The sequence below is a fragment of the Brevundimonas sp. genome (assembly GCF_035626535.1).
Classification (GTDB): domain Bacteria; phylum Pseudomonadota; class Alphaproteobacteria; order Caulobacterales; family Caulobacteraceae; genus Brevundimonas.
Genome location: NZ_DASPNO010000063.1, coordinates 23,587 through 40,370 on the forward strand (window position 1 = coordinate 23,587; position 16,784 = coordinate 40,370).

Genomic DNA, 16,784 nt, shown 5'->3' on the forward strand with positions numbered 1-16,784 from the left:
GATCAACTGCCGCATTTCTGCAATCAGGTGTCCCGGGGGTCGTCAGAACCGGGCCGTCAGGCTGACGGTGGCCGAGGATCCGAGATCGTAGTTGTTGATCCGGATCCTGTTTCCCAGCTCCTGGAACTCGTCGTAGTCGGTGTTCAGCAGATTGCGCAGTTCGAGGGCGAAGCCGAGGTCGCGGCCCGCGTATTCGAAATCCCTGCGGTAGACGAAGTCGAGGAAGACACCGGGGTCCTGGATGTAGTCGGGCTCCCGGGCGCCCGCCGCGCCGGCCCCGCGGGCGGTGATGCGCTCGCTGACGTAGTTGACGATGATCGTCGCCTGCGACCGGGCCGTGTCGTCTTCCCAGCCCATCTGCAGGTTGGCGACATGGTCCGACTGACCCTGCAGCCGGCTGCCGTCGGCGATGAAGAAGGACGCCTGTTCCGGGGCCCCGCCGCCGCCCTGGGTGAAGACCACGTCATCCGCGTCGACCTGCACCTCCGAGGTCGACCACGTGTAGTTGGCCTGCACCAACCACCGCTTGTTGGCGACGAAGGACCAGCCCGCGTCGGGGAACTCGAAATACTTCTTGGCCTCGACCTCGGCGCCGTAGACCGTGGCCTTGGGCGCATTGAGGAAGGACTGCTGGCGCTGGTCGCCGGTCAGCACCACGACCGACTCCACCGGCTTGTCCAGATCCTTGTAGAAGACGCCGGCCGTCAGATACTGCTGCCGGGCGAAATACCACTCGTACCGGGCGTCGAGATTGAGGATTTCGGTGTCCACCAGGAACGGGTTGCCGGTGAATTCGCGGTCGCTTTCCGGATCGATGTAGGACTGGGGCGCCAGTTCGCGGAACTGGGGCCGGCCGATGGTTTGCGAGGCCCCCAGCCGGACCTGCTGATCCTCGGCGAAATTCCACGTCGCGGTGAAGGAGGGCAGATAGTATTGCGCCTCGAGCTCGCTGGCCGCAAAGGTGGTCGTGCCGCCGAACAGATCGCGCGGCGTCACCGTCTGACGGCTGTCCTCGAAGCGGACGCCAACGGTGGTGCGAAGCAGGGGAAGGATCTCGGCGTCGACCTGGGCGTAGACGGCGGCGACCTCGAGGCCGGCGTCATAGGCGCCCGCGCCGTTGGTGCCCGAGACCTGCCGCAGCTCGATCGTGGTCGGGTTGATGTTGAAGTCGGAGAACAGGAAGTCGATCCGGGACCGGCGCTGTTCGTCGGTCAGCCCGCTGACCGCGGCCAGCTGAAGATCGTGCCGGGTCGCCTCCCGCGTCGTGTCCATATACGCCACGCCGAGGCTGAACACCGCCTCACGGGCGTCGGAAAGCGGCAGGGCGTAGCGGACGTCGGCCCCGCCCGAGACCACATCCTCGTCCAGTTCGCTGAACGAGATCAGGTTGGACGGATTGTGGATGTAGTCGCCGTCGGCGTTCACCCCGTACTGAAAACGGGACTCATAGGGGGCGTCACGCGAGGTATGGGCCCACGCGGCGCGCCAGGCGAACTCCAGCGCCCCATCCATGAAGAAATGCTCGCCGGCCAGTTGGCTGGAGAGCAACTCGCGGACGAACCATTCGGTGTAGTCGTCGCGCAGGATGCCGCCGCCGACGCTGAGGTCCGGACCAGCGCTGGTCCGGGCTTCCTTGGTGGTGCTGCGGACGTAGAGGTTGGTCCACTTCAGCTCGTGGTCCTGAACGGTCAGCGACAGCCCGGCGAGGAGGTTCAGCTGCAGATCGTTCTGGTTCGATTCGAACGCCTTGCTGGTCACCGGAACGATGGCGTCGCCGGAGAACTGGCCTTCCTCCTGGAAGCCGCGCCGGGTGCTCCAGGTGTTGCTGTAGCCGGCCACGCCGATCAACCCGAGTGTGCCCAGGCTGCTGTCGCTGGACAGCCCGCCCGCGACATCGAACCCGAAGTTGACCGGCGTGGTTTCACGCTGAAGCAGGCGCAGAGGCGCGTTGACGAGCGACTGGCCCATCGCCTGCAACTCGTCGGTCGAGAAATTCGCCCGGTTGATCTGCCGACCGGAGCTGAAGGCCAGCGCGATGGGGCCGGGCACATCCCTCGTGCCGTCGTCGAACCCCGTGAAGTCGGTGCGCGACCCGTAGTAGATCAGACTTTCCTCGTTCGTGGTTTCGGTGTTGCCGCCGATCGAGGCCGAGAAGCTGAAGAAGGGATCGCGAGGCGCGTCGATGGTGCGCAGGTCGATCACGCCCCCGCCGAACTCGCCCGGAAAGTCGGCGGAATAGCTTTTCTGGACCGTCACGCTCTCGAGGATGCTTGCGGGAAACAGGTCCAGCGGCACGACGCGTTGCAAGGGCTCAGGGCTGGGAAGGGGCGAACCGTTCAAGAGGGCCGACGAGTAGCGCTCGCCCAGACCCCGCACATAGATGAACCGGCCCTCTACGATGGTCAGGCCCGTCACCCGGGTCAGGGCGGCGGCGGCGCTGGAATCACCGGTTCGCTCGAGATCCTCGGCGGTCAGGAAGGCCGCGACTTCGGAGCTCTCGCGGTTCGGCTCCGGGATGTGCCGTCCCAGCACCACGACCTCATCCACCTCGGTGGTCGGGTCGGGCCCGGGCAGTGCGGTTTGGATCTGGGCGTATGCGGCGCCGGGCGCTAGCAGCGCGCTGGTGGCCAACAGGAGCCCGATAAGTGTCAGGGAGGCGGTCTTCATGTTCTGCGCCTTGGAGGAGTTCAACGGACGGGGCGAAAGCCGGCGGCGGCTCAAGGATCGAGCCGCCGCCGCGCGTCCGTGGTCAGCAGGTCGCGCCCGACGTCAGGCCGCAGGTCCAGCCCTGCCACCAGGTGTCGGAGGCGTTCTGGACGGCGCCGATGTAGGTCGTGGCCGTGAAGAACGGATAGACCGCCGGGGCGTTGGCCGGCGTGACCGCCGTCTCGTTGGCGCCGTTGATGAAGGTCAGCACCTGGTTGCTCAGGCTCGTTCCCGACGCCGGAGCGGTCAGGGTCGAGGCGCCGGCCGGCGTATTGCCCGTCCCGGCCGTGAACACCGACTGCGACCGCGCGGCGCTGCCGCCCGGACGATAGGAAATGCCGCACGACATATAGATCGAGGTGAAGGTCGGCATGCTGGTTTCGGTGTCTGCGTCAGCGATGTCGAGGCAGCCCGAGGCCGAGCCCGCCACGTTCGTGAACACCGAGTTGATCACCGTGGCGTCCGTGCCCGTGTCGAAGTGGGCGACCGTGTGGGCGTTGGTCGGCGAGTTCCGGCCCACCAGGGTGAAGTTGGCGATCTTCGGCTGGGAGACGTAGCGCGAGGCCAGCGGCGTCGAGGCCGGCGCGGCCGAGAACTCGAAGCCGGCGCTGCGGCTGGTGGCGTTCGGCGGACGCTGGGTGACGATACCGAACTGGGCCCCGCCGCGCCAGCCGGTGTCGGTGTCCAGGCCGTCGTCGTCGGCCCCGGTGATGACCAGGTGGCGCAGGTTCACATTGCCGCCGAAGATCTCGATGCCGTCGTCCGAGCTGTTGTGAATCTGGACGTGGTCGACCGTGGTGCCCGAGCCGACGCCGGCCATGGTCAGGCCCTGAAGCTCGTTGCCCGGCGCGATCTCGAAGCCCGAGTATTTAATCTGCACATAGCGGATCCGGCCCGAGTTATCCGACGGCGTGTTGCCGCCGTAGAAGGCGCTGGTGCCCTCGACGGTGCCCGTGCAGGTGACCGGCGCGGTCAGCTGGCAGTTGGCCTGCGGCGCGCGGCCGGCGATGACCAGGCCGCCCCACTGTCCTTGCGAGGTTTCGGTGGTCGTGCCCTCGACGTTCTGGCGGCTGGTGAAGACGATCGGCTGGGTGGCGGTGCCTTCGGCGAAGATCTGCGAGCCCCGGTTGACGATCAGGTAGTCCGAACCGCCCGAGGCGAAGATGCGCACGCCAGGCTCGATGGTGAGGATGCCCTGGGCGCTGCCCGGGGTCGGCGAGGCAGCGTCGATGCCGCGGTCGGTGCCGACCTCGGTGCGGCCGCTGATCGAGTAGATGGTGCCGGCGCGCAGCGGCACCGTCAGGGCGCCGAGGATCTGCTGCGGCAGCTGGCAGACGCGCAGGGTGTTGGCGGCGACGAGACCGACGTTGGCGAAGCCGGTCGGGCAATCCGCGGCGGGGGTGCCGGGGGGAAGCGGCGTCGGGCCGCCGCCGCCGCCGCCGCCGCCGCCGAAGTCGCCCTCGCCTGGCGAGGCCACCTCGGCCGATCCGCAGGCGGCGAGCGCCAGGGCGCTGGCCGAAAGCGCGAGCAGGGTTGTCAGTCGAAAGCCGGTCATCGTGTCCACCGTGTCTGGTCCAAAGGATCATTCGGCAGGACGACCGGACACGCTGCCCCGTCGCGGCGAAACTCGCCCCCTGCCCGGCGCTCTCGTTAGAATCCGGTTGTGACAGGGTGGCCGCCGAACCGTGACGGTTGCGGCGCACCTCTGTGAAGTTGTTTTGGCCGATCAGTGAAACACCGTCCCGGTACGGCAGGATCGTCACAGATCGAGGGTAGAGGCGATGGCCGCGGAGGTGTCTGAGCCACTGAATCCGTGTGTGACACCGCGAGGAAAATCTATGACGACCGACACGGGTCCGATGTTGCTCGCCTTCGGGCTCTTCGGCGCCGGTCTGCTGGCCGGAAGCTTCGTCGGCCTCGTCAGCCTGCGTCTTCCCCGGGGCGAAGGCTTTGTCGCCGGGCGCTCGTCTTGCCGCGGGTGCGATCGGCCGTTGGCTCCATGGCGGCTGATTCCGTTGCTGAGTTACGCCGTCTCCAGGGGCCGGTGTGTCGATTGCGGCGCGGCGATTCCGATCCGCTACCCGCTCATGGAGTTCGCTTGCGCCGCCATCGGCGTCTATGCGGCCCTGACCCAGCCGACCATCGCCGCCGCCCTGCTGACGGCTCTGCTCGGCTGGCAACTCCTGCTGATCGCGGTGGTCGACGGCGAGCATCTCTGGCTTCCCGACCGCCTGACCCTCCCCCTGCTCGGGAGCGGGCTCCTCGCCGCCACCGTCCTGCACCCGCTTACCTTCGTCGAATCCCTGACAGGGGCGGTGGTCGGCTTCGGCGGCCTCTGGCTTGTCGGCCACGCCTACCGTCTGGTCCGGGGCCGTGACGGCCTGGGAGGCGGCGACCCTTTTCTTCTCGCCGCCGGCGGCGCCTGGACCGGGTGGATCGGTCTGCCCAGCATCCTGCTTTGGGCCGCTCTGGCGGGACTGAGCATCGTCGTCGCGCGCCTGCTTACAGGGGCCAGAGTCTCCGGCTCGGACCGCATGCCATTCGGCATTTTTCTGGCCCTCGGCGTCTGGCTGACCTGGCTCCTGGGGCCACTGGGCCTTTCTCACTGATCCGCACCGGCTCCGGCAAACCTTCCCCGAAACGACACAAATCTGAGTTGCGGCTGCGCTAGTTCCGGCGGACGGGGACGCCGGGATAGATGACCACCAAGCGCAAATCCGACGGAACGGCCGAGGCCCGTAGCAACCGCCTGCTGGGCCAGCGCATCGCGCTCGCCCGTTCAGCCAGGGGGCTGACACTCGCCGAACTGGCCGCCGCGGTCGGAGGCGGTCACCAACTCATCCAGCGCTACGAGACGGGCGAGATGGCGGTGCCGTTCGGTCGGCTGGTGCAGATCGCCAACGCCCTGGAGACACCCTTGAGGGTGCTGATCGGCGACGCTTTCGACAGCGGTTCCGCCGAAGATCCGGAGACACGGGTTGTCCTGCAAATCGCCCGTATCACCGGCCGGCTCCCGCCTTCGAAGCGTGCGGTTCTTGTCGCCCTGGCGAGAGAACTGGGCCGACCCTAGGGCTTTCCTGCGCCTTTTCACCACCAGGCCGCACGGCGCCCGCCTCGGCCTGAGCCTGGCGCGGCAGGTGACGCTGGCCCATGACGGCGACATTGCCGTCCGGCCGACGGCTCGGTCCGGCCTCGACTGCCGGTTGGACGGATGGCCGCCCGACCCGCTATCTGGGGCGCTTCAGAGCTCGGCCTGACGAGCCCACCCGCCGGAGCGACCTCATGCCTGCGCCCTCGACCTTCGCGCGCCACGGCTGGCGGTTCTGGATCGACCGGGGCGGCACCTTCACCGATATCGTGGCCCGGGCACCGGACGGACGGCTCGAGACGCGCAAGCTGCTGTCGGACAATCCGGAACAGTACGCCGACGCCGCCGTCGAAGGCGTGCGCCGCATCCTGGGCGCCGGACCCGGTCCGCTGCCGCCGGGCCGCGTCGACAGCATCCGCATGGGCACCACGGTGGCGACCAACGCCCTGCTGGAGCGCAAGGGCGCGCCGACGGTGCTGGCGATCACCCGCGGTTTCGGCGACACGCTTCGGATCGGCTGGCAGAGCCGGCCCGACATCTTCGCCCGGCACATCGTTCTCAACGAGCAGCTCTATGACAGGGTCGTCGAAATCGACGAGCGGGTGCGCGCCGACGGGACGGTGGAGCAGTCGCTCGACGAAGCCCGGACCCGCGCCGACCTGGCCGCCGCGCATGCCGCGGGACTTCGGGCCATCGCAATCGTCCTGATGCACGGCTGGCGCTTCACCGCCCACGAGGCGCGGCTCGCCGTAGTCGCCCGCGAGGTCGGCTTCGAACAGATCTCGGTCAGCCATGAGGTGGGGGCGCTGATCAAGCTGATCGGGCGCGGCGACACCACCGTGGCCGACGCCTATCTGTCGCCGATCCTGCGCGCCTATGTCGACCGCGTCGGCGCCGATCTGGGCGAGGCGGCGCCGCTGCTGTTCATGCAGTCCAGCGGCGGGTTGACGGCGGCGGGGGCGTTCCGGGGCAAGGACGCCATCCTGTCGGGTCCGGCGGGCGGCGTCGTCGGCATGGCGCAGACGGCGCGTGCGGCCGGCTTCGATCGGGTCATCGGCTTCGACATGGGCGGCACCTCGACCGACGTGTCGCATTTCGCCGGCGACTATGAGCGGACCTCGGACGCGGTCGTGGCAGGTGTCCGGCTGCGTGCGCCCATGCTCGGCATCCATACGGTGGCGGCGGGCGGCGGCTCGATCTGCCGCTTCGACGGTTCCCGCCTTCGCGTCGGACCCGAATCCGCCGGCGCCGTGCCGGGGCCGGCCGCCTACCGCCGCGGCGGCCCTCTGACCGTGACCGACTGCAACGTCATGCTCGGCAAGCTGCGTCCCGACCAGTTTCCGGCTGTCTTCGGCCCGGACGGCGACCAGCCGCTGGACGCGGACGCCGTACGCGAACGGTTCGAAGCGCTGGCCTCAGACGTCGCGAAGGCCACCGGCCGCGAGACGACACCGGAAACGCTCGCCGAGGGTTTCATCACCATCGCCGTCCAGAACATGGCTGAGGCGATCAAGTCGGTATCGATCCAGCGCGGCTACGACGTCACCCGCTATGTTCTGAACTGTTTCGGCGGCGCTGGCGGTCAGCACGCCTGCCTCGTCGCCGACGCGCTCGGCATGACCCGGGTGATGCTGCACCCGTTCGCGGGCGTGCTGTCCGCGTACGGCATGGGACTGGCCGACGTCAGGGCCATCCGGCAGGCGACCGTGGCGGCGCCGCTGGAAGCCGCCGGCGATACGGCCATGAGCGGCCGGGCCGAGGCCCTGATCGCCGAGGCGCGCGGCCTGCTGACGGCGCAGGGCTTCGACGACCTGTCGGTCGCCGCCCTCGTCCGCGCCGAGATTAAATTCGCCGGCTCGGACACGTCCCTGTCCGTGCCGTTCGGGCCGGCCACGGAGATGCGGGACGCGTTTGAGGCCCTGCACCGCCGGCGCTTCGGCTTCTTCGCCGAAGACAAGGCGCTCGTCGTCGAAACCCTGGAGGCCGAGGCGGTGGCCGCGTCCGATCAGCCGGCCTCCATCCTCTCCACCGGCGGGTCCGTCGAAGCGCCCGCAGCCGTCGCCCGCGTTCCGGTGCGCATGGCCGGCGCCGATCACGACACGCCGGTCTATCGCCGCGACGCCTTCGGCCCCGGCGCTTCCGTCGACGGTCCCGCGATCATTCTGGAGGACACCGGCACGACCCTTCTGGAACCCGGCTGGCGCGCCACGGTGGACGACGCGCTCAACCTGATCCTCGTCCGGGTCGCCCCCCTGCCCCGCCGCGCCGCCCTCGGCGTCGACGCCGACCCGATCATGCTGGAGGTGTTCAACAGCCGCTTCATGGCCGCCGCCGAGCAGATGGGCGAGGCCCTGCGGGCCACGGCGTATTCGGTCAACATCAAGGAGCGGCTCGACTTCTCCTGCGCCGTCTTCGACGCGGGCGGCGCGTTGATCGCCAATGCGCCGCACATCCCGGTCCATCTCGGCTCGATGGGCGAGAGCATCCGCACCGTCATCCGCTCGCGCGGCGGCCGGGCCGATAGACGGGGCATGCAGCGCGGCGACGTCTACATGCTGAACGCGCCATACAACGGCGGGACCCACCTGCCCGACATCACGGTGATCATGCCGGTCTTCCTCGAGGCCGACTACGCGCCCGCCTTCTTCGTCGCCGCGCGGGGACACCACGCCGACGTGGGCGGCATCACGCCCGGATCGATGCCGCCGGCGTCGCGCACGGTCGAGCAAGAGGGCGTGCTGATCGACGATTTCCTGCTCGTCGACGCCGGTCGGCTGAGGGATACGGAGACCCGCGCCCTGTTCGCCTCGGGCCGCTACCCGTCCCGAAACGTCGGTCAGAACATGGCCGACCTGAAGGCCCAGGTCGCCGCCTGCGCCCGCGGGGCCGACGAGCTGACCCGGATGGTCGCCGAATTCGGCCGCGAGGTCGTCGCCGCCTATATGGGCCACGTCCAGGACAATGCCGAGGAGGCCGTCCGCCGCGCCATCGCGGTGCTGAAACCGGGGTCGTTCGCGCTGGAAATGGACGACGGCGCGGTCATCAAGGTCCGCATCGATGTGGACGCAATGGCCCGAAGCGCCGTGGTCGATTTCACCGGAACCAGCGACCAGCGACCGAATAATTTCAACGCACCCCTGTCGATCACCCGGGCGGCGACCCTCTACGTCTTCCGCACCCTGGTCGACGACACCATCCCGCTGAACGAGGGCTGCCAGAAGCCGATCCGGCTGATCGTTCCCGAGGGCTCGATGCTCAACCCCCGCTACCCGGCCGCCGTCGTCGCCGGCAATGTCGAGACCAGCCAGGCCGTGGTCGACTGCCTCTACGGCGCCCTGGGCGTGCTCGCCGCCAGCCAGGGCACGATGAACAACTTCACCTTCGGCGACGACGCCCGGCAGTATTACGAGACCATCGCCGGCGGCTCGGGCGCGGGCCCCGGCTTCGACGGCGCCCCGGCGGTCCAGACGCACATGACCAACAGCCGCCTGACCGATCCCGAGGTGCTGGAAACCCGCTTCCCGGTCCTGCTGGAGGAGTTCTCCATCCGCCGCGGTTCGGGTGGAAACGGGGCGAGCCGCGGCGGCGACGGGGCCGTGCGACGCGTGCGTTTCCTCGAGCCCCTGACGGCGGCCATCCTGTCCAACCGGCGCCGCGTCCCCCCGTTCGGCGCTGCCGGGGGCGAGGCTGGCGCGACGGGCGTCAACCGCATCGAACGCGCCAATGGGGAGCGGGAACTCCTCGGTTCCACCGCCGAGGCGGAGATGGCTCCGGGCGATGTCTTCGTCATCGAAACCCCCGGGGGCGGCGGCTACGGAAAGGCCTGATCGCCCCTTCCCCGACGGGTCAAACCGCGCAACTCTCCGCCACGGACCGGGGGAGGCTGATCCATGTGGGTGTTGCTGGGCATAGCGGTGCTGGTCGCAGGCTTCGTGGCGCGGCTCAACCCGTTGGCCGTGATCCTCGCCGCGGCGGTGGTCACCGGCACGGCCGCGGCCGTCGCCCCGGGCGTGGGAGTCGCCGAACTGGGCCAGGCGGCGCTCGACACCATCGCGGCGTTTGGAAAGGCCTTTAACGACTACCGCTACATCAGCGTCATCTGGCTGGTGCTGCCGCTGATCGGCCTGCTCGAGCGCTTCGGCCTGCAGGAACAGGCCCGGGCCCTCGTCGGCAAGGTGCGCTCGGCCACCACCGGCCGCATCCTTCTGGCCTATTTCGTGCTGCGCCAGATCAGCGCCGCGGCCGGCCTGACCAAGCTGGGCGGTCATCCCCAGATGGTCCGGCCGCTGATCGCGCCTATGGCCGAGGCGGCGGCCGAGACCCGCTATGGCGACCTGCCGGACGCCCTGCGCCATCGCATCCGGGCGCACGCCGCGGCGGTCGACAACATCGCACTCTTCTTCGGTGAGGACATCTTCTTCGCCATCGCCTCCATCCTGCTGATCAAGGGCTTCCTCGAGGCCAACGGCATCCTGCTCGAGCCGTGGCAACTGGCGGTCTGGGCCATCCCCACCGCCATCTCCGCCCTCCTCATCCACGGGGTACGGTTGATCCGGCTCGACAGCTCGATCGCACGCGAGAGCGGACGGGAGAGCGGCCAATGATCACGCTCGACTGGGTCTACATCTTCGCCGGCCTGACCTTCGCCGCCTTCTCGGTTCTGACCATGTTGGACCGCGACCATCCGCGCAGGTTCGGCACGGCGGCCTTCTGGGGCCTGCTGGCCGTCAGCTTCCTGTTCGGTTCGTATCTGGGCGACCTCGGCAACGGCGTGCTGGTGCTGGCCCTCGCCGCCCTCGCCGGCCTTCGCCTGCTCGGCCAGAGCCGTCCTGACACGACCACCCCGGAAAAGCGCGCCGCCAGCGCCGCACGGCGCGGCAACTGGCTGTTCGTCCCGGCCCTGATGATCCCCGCCGTCGCCGTCCTCGGCGTGCTGGTTCTGGAGAGGGTCTCGCTGTTCGGTGCGCCCCTGTTCGGGGCCGAGCAGCCGACGATCATCGCCCTCGGACTGGCGGTCGCCCTCGCCCTCGCCGGGGCCATGGTCTGGCTGCGGCCGCCGGTCCTCGCCCCGCTTCAGGAGGGCCGCCGGCTGATGGACTCGGTCGGCTGGGCCGGCATCCTGCCCCAGGCGCTGGCGGCGCTGGGGGCGGTGTTCGTCATAGCCGGCGTCGGCGACCGGATCGGGGAGCTGTTCGCCAGCTATCTGCCGCTCGACACCCGGCTGGTGGCTGTGGTCGCCTATTGTGTCGGCATGGCGCTGTTCACCTTCATCATGGGCAACGCCTTCGCCGCCTTCCCGGTGATGACCGCGGCCGTCGGCCTGCCGCTGGTGGTGATGCAGTTCGACGGGAACCCGGCGATCGTCTGCGCCATCGGCATGCTGGCCGGCTTCTGCGGCACCCTGACCACGCCCATGGCGGCCAATTTCAACGTCGTGCCCGCCGCCCTGCTCGACCTGCCGGACCGCGACGCGCCGTTCAATGGCGTGATCCGGGCGCAGCTGCCCACCGCCGCCGCCCTGCTCGCGATCAACATCGTGCTGATGTATGCCCTGGCCTTCCGGTTCTGAGTATGATCGATCGTCTGACCCCGGAAATCGCCCGCCTCTACGCCAGCACCGCCCTGGGCCACGTCGCCCGGGAGTATCCGAACAAGATGGACCACGTCCTCGGCGGGCCCGGCGACGTCCAGGGGCCGCGCGCCCTGCATCCGATCTTCTTCGGCAGTTTCGACTGGCATTCCTGCGTCCACGGCTGGTGGACCCTGTTCACGCTGCTGCGGCTGTATCCTGACATGCCGGAGGCGGCGCCGATCCGCGGGCTCGCCGACGAGCTGTTCACGCCAGCCAATGTCGCGGCCGAAACCACCTATCTGGCGCGCCCGGAAAGCCGGGGATTCGAGCGGCCCTACGGCTGGGGCTGGCTGCTGATGCTGGCGGCGGAACTGGAGCGCCATGGCGACGGCCGCGCCGATACCCTGCGGCCCCTGACGCTGGCCTTCGCCAGACAGTTCACCGTCTTCCTGCCGCTGGCCGATTACCCCGTCCGCGTCGGTACCCACTACAACACCGCCTTCGCCCTGCGGCTGGCGCTCGACTACGCCGATGGCGCGGGCGACGAGGCCCTCACCGCCCTGTGCCGCGAGCGCGCCCTGCGCTGGCACTCGCTCGATCGCGACTGTCAGGCGTGGGAGCCGTCGCAGGACGAGTTCCTGTCGCCGGCCCTGATGGAGGCCGCCCTGATGCGCCGCGTGCTGGAGCCCGCCGCCTTCGCGGCATGGTTTGACGCCTTTCTGCCCCGTCTGACGCAGCGCGAGCCTGCGAGCCTGTTCCAGCCCGCCGGAGTCAGCGACCGCTCCGACGGCAAGATCGCCCATCTCGACGGCCTGAACCTCAGCCGGGCCTGGTGCTGGCGCGAGGTCGCGAGTGCGCTGGACGGAGCAGATCCCCGCCGCGCCATTGCGCAACAGGCCGCCCAAACGCATCTGGACGCAGCCCTGCCGCATGTGACCGGCGACTACATGGGCGAGCACTGGCTGGCCAGCTTCGCCCTGCTGGCGCTTCTCGCCGGCGACTAGAGCCACGAGCCGAAAGGCGGCGACGGATTTCCGCCGCCTCCTCCCACGGCCCGATGTCACCGCCCGGGCAGCGGCCGCATAACGCTGTCCAGCACGATGCGCGCCGCCCGTCGGCCGATCTGCTGACCCGCCTCGTTCGAGAAGCGGAAATGGACCCCGCCGTAGATGCGCGAGTCCGAGACCTCCTGCTCCCACTCGTCCCAGCTCGGCAGCACCTGCACCGCCGACATCGGCACGGCCATGGCCGCGACCCGGACGCCCGTCGCCGGGCGCGGTCCGGTCTCGGCGGTCATCACTTCGGCGTGGGCGGCCGCGATGACGCAGTGGCCGCAGGGGTATTCGGCGAAGTTCGGCGTGCCCAGCAGCGGGACCCAAGCGGCGTCCTGCGGCGTGGCGTCGTTGCCGTCGTCCCCGCCGTTGCGGATCGCCGTGATGGGCCGCCAGAAGTCGTAGTGGGCCTTGGCGTCCGCCATCGCCATCGCGGCGTCGTCGAAGGTCATCTGGTAGATGGCGAACATGCGGGCGTTCTGGACCTGGCTTCGGCCGGGCCCGTCGGCGACGAGCCGCATCGTCGGCGTCAGGTCGAACGCCTGCCGGTATCGGGCCATCAGGGTCTGGTACGGTGTCCGCTCGGTGCTGGTCCGGCCGCCAAGCCGCCGCACCTCCTCATAGTCCCGCGCCCAGCGCTCGCTGGCCAGGGCCACCGGCGGCGGCGGCCGCAACGCATCGGCCGACGGGATCGCCCACGGCCGGTAGGTCACCATATGGGGTTCGATCTGAGGCAGGGCGGTCGCGACCCAGGCGCCGGGCGTGGTGCGCGGACGATAGGGCGTCGGCTGCAGCGCCGGGTCGATGCCCCCGGCCGCGATCGCCGCCCGCGCCGCCTGTTCGCCGATCAGCCGGCCGGCCTCGCGCGCCCGCTCGTCGGCGATGCCGGCCATGGCGATCATGTAGCCGTCATCCAGCGCCGTCTTCTGCGTCGGGAAGTGGTGCAGCATGACCGTATAGGCCGCCGTCGCGGCCGCGGCGTCCTGCGACGCGGTCGGATCGCCCGCCGGGAAATCCAGATAGCTCTCGTAGCGCCGGTCGATGGCGTTGACCGCCTCGAACATCGCCAGCGAGGCGCGGGTCACGGCCCGGCCCTGTTCGGGCGTGCCGCTCGTCGCCATGTAGGGGGCGATCTTGTTGGCGAACTCCCACCAGTCCGTCACGGTGTCGGCGCTGGCCGGCTGGCCCGACGCCAGGGCCGCGAGCGCGGCCATTCCCATCATCATCCGACGCATATCCTGTCCTCCCGTTGTTGATTGTCGTGGATGCCGCTCCGTGCCTCCCTCAGGGCGTCGCCGGAGCGCTTTTGAACACCCGGGTGAAGCGCACCCGGATCATCCAGAAGAGCAGTGCGGCCAGCGGCAGGAGCGCCGGCACGAAAAGGTGGGGGCCGCGCAGGGCCGCCGGAATCTCGTCCGCCTGGCCGAGGAAGAAGGAGCCCGAGGCGATGAACAGGGCCGTGCACATCCGCCACAGATGACGGGCGATGCGTGAGGGGCCGGACACGCCTCGCCTCAGGAGCATGTTCAGGTCGGCGGCTGCGGCGAGGGCGGCGACGCCCGAGAACACATAGAGGGCCGCGACGGGCGCCCCGTCGGCGCCGAGCCCGTTCCAGCCGACCATGAAACTGGCGACGGCGATGGTGGCGGCGATGAAGAAGCCCGCCGTCTCCGGCCGGCCGACAACCCCGTCGGGGCGGCGCACGGCCAGCCAGGCGGTGCCGATCAGATAAAGGGTGAAGGCCCCCGCGATTGTGTTCAGCGACTCGTTTCGCAGCAGGGCCACGATGACGGCGAACAGGGCCATCACCAGCATGGCGAGGACGAACACCGTCCCGGCGCCCCGGTGAATCCGTCGCCCCTTGGGCGCCGCGAGCGCTGCGAAGCCGGAAACGAGGCTGACGGCGCCGCCGCCGACATGGATGACGAGGGCCATCTGGGCGAGGCTGTCGAGGCTGGGCGCAGGCAAGGTCATGGCGTCCTCCGTTCGCGGCGTCGCGAAAGTCGGTGGGTGAAAGCTGGCTATGTGCAGGGGTGTGGGGGTGGAGCCCCGGTCTAGCCGGTGTCGGCGCTGGCTCTGTCTGGCGGCATGGGCGGGCCCTTTCCGGGATCGACGATCAGTTGGGCGTTCGGGCGCGGCGGATGCGGATCGCCGCCCAGAGCAGTCCGGCGGCGAGCAGGACGCCGGCCCACAGGCCAGGCAGCGAATAGAGGCGCAGCGGATCGAGGTCGGACAGCCGCTCGATCCAGACCACCCCTTGGCCGTCGGCCGAATAAGGCTGCAGCACGCCGCCGGCGATGCGCCGTTCCAGCATCCAGTGCGAGGGCGTGTGGTGCAGGGCCAGATGCTCGACCATCAGGACGGCCGCGAACGGAGCGGCGGCCCACAGGAAGGCCATTCGGCGCGACCACGCCGACATCAGCAGCATCCAGGCGTAGAGCGGCGCGTTCCACAGCGCCATGAACGGCAGGCCGTAGAGCAGGGCCGTCCAGAGGAAGGGCAGGTTCACCCGGACCCACAACTCGCGCGGATCGGCTCCGTCCAGGGTCCAGATCAGCGACTGCAGGCCCATCATCGCCAGGCTGGCCACGACGACGATCGGGAAGACGATCAGCGGCCCGACCACGAGCGGGACGGCCGCCTTGGAAAGCACCGTCATGCGGTCCGACACGGGCAGCGATTTCCAGAACAGGATGCTGCGGTCGCGCCGTTCCCCCTGCAGGGCGTCGAGGCTGTAGAGCACCCCGACGAGCAGGCCGGCGATCACCGTGGCTCCGGTCATGGCGTGATAGTGGATCACGAGCTCCCGGGCCCGGGCCGGATCCGCGAGGACGGCGGCCCGGCCGGCGTCCGACGCGGTCAGGCTGGTCCCGAGATGCACGATCGTGGCGAAGGCGGCGACCGCCAGCGGCGCGATCCACAGCGCGCGGTGCTCCCACAGCTCGCGACGCACCTGCCAGAGGAAGGTCCTGAACACCTGCTTCGAAAAACGCGCCCCGCTCATGCCGCGGCCTCCCGGGGACCGGTTTCGCCGAGCAGGGCGATGAACAGGTCGGCCAGGCTCGGCGACCTCACCTCCCCCAGCGCCGCCAGCCGTCCCCTGTCCTCGCCATCGAACAGCAGGCTGGTGCGTCCAAACATCCGCCGCTCCGCCACCGGCTTCAACACGCGCGCGGCGGCCAGCCGGTCGTCGGTCGTCAACACCTCGACGAAGCGCGCCTCGATGTCCTCCATGGAGGCGCTGAGCGCGACACGACCGCGGTCGAGGAAGATCACGTCGGTCAGCACGTGCTGAATCTCGTGCACGTCGTGCGTCGACAGCAGGATCGTCCGGCTGTGGTCGACATAGTCGCTGAGCAGGGCGTCGAAGAACTGCTTGCGGTAGAGCAGGTCCAGTCCGAGCGTCGGCTCGTCCAGAACCAGCAGCCGCGCGTCCACCGCCATCACCAGGGCGAGGTGCAACTGGGTCACCATCCCCTTGGATAGTTCGCGGATTCTGCTGTCGGAGCGGATCGTGGTCCGGGCGAGGAAGCCCTCCGCCCGGGCGCGGTCAAATCGCGGGTGCACGCCGGCCATGTAGTCGAGCGTCTGGCTGACCCGCATCCAGCGCGGCAGCACGGCCACGTCCGCGATGAAGCAGACCTCGTGCATCAGTTCGCCGCGCTCGCGCCACGGGTCGCGGCCCAGCACCCGCAGCTCGCCTTCATGCGAGACCAGCCCGAGGATGGCCTGCAGGGCGGTGCTCTTGCCGGCGCCGTTCGGACCGAGCAGGCCGACGATCCGGCCTTCCCCGATCGACAGGTCCACGCCGTCCAGGGCTTGTGTCTTGCGGTAGGTCTTGCGCAGGTTGCGCGCTTCCACGACGGCCACGGCTCACTCCCCCCCGCGTTCGTGATCGGCATCCAGGGACGGGCGCAGTTCCGGTCCCAGCCCGAGCCGCTGGATGGTGGTGCGGATCTCGGGCCAGCGCTCCGTCAGGAACCGCTGACGTTCGCCCTGAAGCAGCAGGTCCCGCGCCCCCGGGCTAACGAACATGCCGACCCCCCGCCTCTTCTCGACGAGGTTCTCGTCGACGAGCTGCTGATACGCCTTCAGCACCGTGAGCGGATTGATTCGGCTGTCGGTCGCCACGCTGCGCACCGACGGCAGCGGGTCCCCTTCCCTGAGCAGGTCGTCAAGAATCATGGCGACGACCCGGTCGCGGAGTTGTCGATAGATCGGCTGGCTGTCGTTCCACTCTGAGTCCATCGTCGGTTCCGGACAGTCCTTGCTGGACCATCGTACATGCTCCATGCCTGTCGGCCTGTAGTGGTGTTATACATGACTATAACACTTGCGCAAGAGGCGCCCGGTATCGACCGCCCTC

General features: G+C 69.4%; 13 protein-coding genes. 6 read left to right on the forward strand and 7 right to left on the reverse strand.

Translation table 11 applies throughout. From position 1 onward, the window contains the following. Positions 1-42: 42 nt before the first annotated feature. Together VEC04_RS09990 and VEC04_RS09995 are read right to left on the reverse strand one after the other, a co-directional pair. Positions 43-2,667, reverse strand: coding sequence for a TonB-dependent receptor domain-containing protein (locus VEC04_RS09990; protein ID WP_324776368.1), 2,625 nt, complete (start codon positions 2,665-2,667; stop codon positions 43-45). An 82-nt stretch (positions 2,668-2,749) separates the two neighbouring features. Beyond that, positions 2,750-4,261, reverse strand: a complete 1,512-nt coding sequence (locus VEC04_RS09995; RefSeq protein WP_324776370.1) for a hypothetical protein — start codon at positions 4,259-4,261, stop codon at positions 2,750-2,752. Between the two features lie 283 nt (positions 4,262-4,544). Here VEC04_RS09995 and VEC04_RS10000 point away from each other — a divergent pair, with 283 nt between their 5' ends. From VEC04_RS10000 to VEC04_RS10025, 6 genes are all read left to right on the forward strand, one after another. Continuing rightward, complete coding sequence (locus VEC04_RS10000) at positions 4,545-5,315, forward strand: A24 family peptidase (RefSeq protein ID WP_324776372.1); 771 nt, start codon at positions 4,545-4,547, stop codon at positions 5,313-5,315. A gap of 89 nt (positions 5,316-5,404) precedes the next feature. After that, the gene (locus VEC04_RS10005) at positions 5,405-5,776 is read left to right on the forward strand and encodes a helix-turn-helix transcriptional regulator (protein WP_324776374.1); all 372 of its coding nucleotides are present in this window, start codon (positions 5,405-5,407) and stop codon (positions 5,774-5,776) included. A gap of 212 nt (positions 5,777-5,988) precedes the next feature. Further along, positions 5,989-9,621, forward strand: a complete 3,633-nt coding sequence (locus VEC04_RS10010) for a hydantoinase B/oxoprolinase family protein (RefSeq protein ID WP_324776377.1) — start codon at positions 5,989-5,991, stop codon at positions 9,619-9,621. Between the two features lie 63 nt (positions 9,622-9,684). Beyond that, positions 9,685-10,398, forward strand: a complete 714-nt coding sequence (locus VEC04_RS10015) for a DUF969 domain-containing protein (RefSeq protein ID WP_324776379.1) — start codon at positions 9,685-9,687, stop codon at positions 10,396-10,398. Further along, entirely contained in the window at positions 10,395-11,363 is a 969-nt protein-coding gene (locus tag VEC04_RS10020) for a DUF979 domain-containing protein (protein ID WP_324776381.1), read from the forward strand. Before VEC04_RS10015 ends, VEC04_RS10020 begins: the two co-directional genes overlap by 4 nt. A gap of 2 nt (positions 11,364-11,365) precedes the next feature. Further along, a complete protein-coding gene (locus tag VEC04_RS10025) occupies positions 11,366-12,370 on the forward strand; it encodes a DUF2891 domain-containing protein (protein ID WP_324776382.1) in 1,005 nt (334 codons plus the stop codon). 56 nt (positions 12,371-12,426) lie between these two features. On the opposite strand, the gene VEC04_RS10030 is transcribed toward VEC04_RS10025, so the two are convergent. From VEC04_RS10030 to VEC04_RS10050, 5 genes are all read right to left on the reverse strand, one after another. Then, complete coding sequence (locus tag VEC04_RS10030) at positions 12,427-13,653, reverse strand: vanadium-dependent haloperoxidase (RefSeq protein ID WP_324776384.1); 1,227 nt, start codon at positions 13,651-13,653, stop codon at positions 12,427-12,429. Positions 13,654-13,702: 49 nt separating this feature from the next. Further along, positions 13,703-14,392 (reverse strand): hypothetical protein, encoded by a 690-nt coding sequence (locus tag VEC04_RS10035; RefSeq protein ID WP_324776386.1) that lies wholly within the window; start codon positions 14,390-14,392, stop codon positions 13,703-13,705. Between the two features lie 142 nt (positions 14,393-14,534). Then, positions 14,535-15,422, reverse strand: coding sequence for a hypothetical protein (locus tag VEC04_RS10040; RefSeq protein ID WP_324776388.1), 888 nt, complete (start codon positions 15,420-15,422; stop codon positions 14,535-14,537). Continuing rightward, positions 15,419-16,288, reverse strand: coding sequence for an ABC transporter ATP-binding protein (locus tag VEC04_RS10045; RefSeq protein WP_324776390.1), 870 nt, complete (start codon positions 16,286-16,288; stop codon positions 15,419-15,421). Before VEC04_RS10045 ends, VEC04_RS10040 begins: the two co-directional genes overlap by 4 nt. Before the next feature lie 3 nt (positions 16,289-16,291). Beyond that, on the reverse strand, positions 16,292-16,666 hold the full coding sequence (locus VEC04_RS10050; protein ID WP_324776393.1) for a GntR family transcriptional regulator: 375 nt from the start codon (positions 16,664-16,666) through the stop codon (positions 16,292-16,294). Positions 16,667-16,784: the final 118 nt, after the last annotated feature.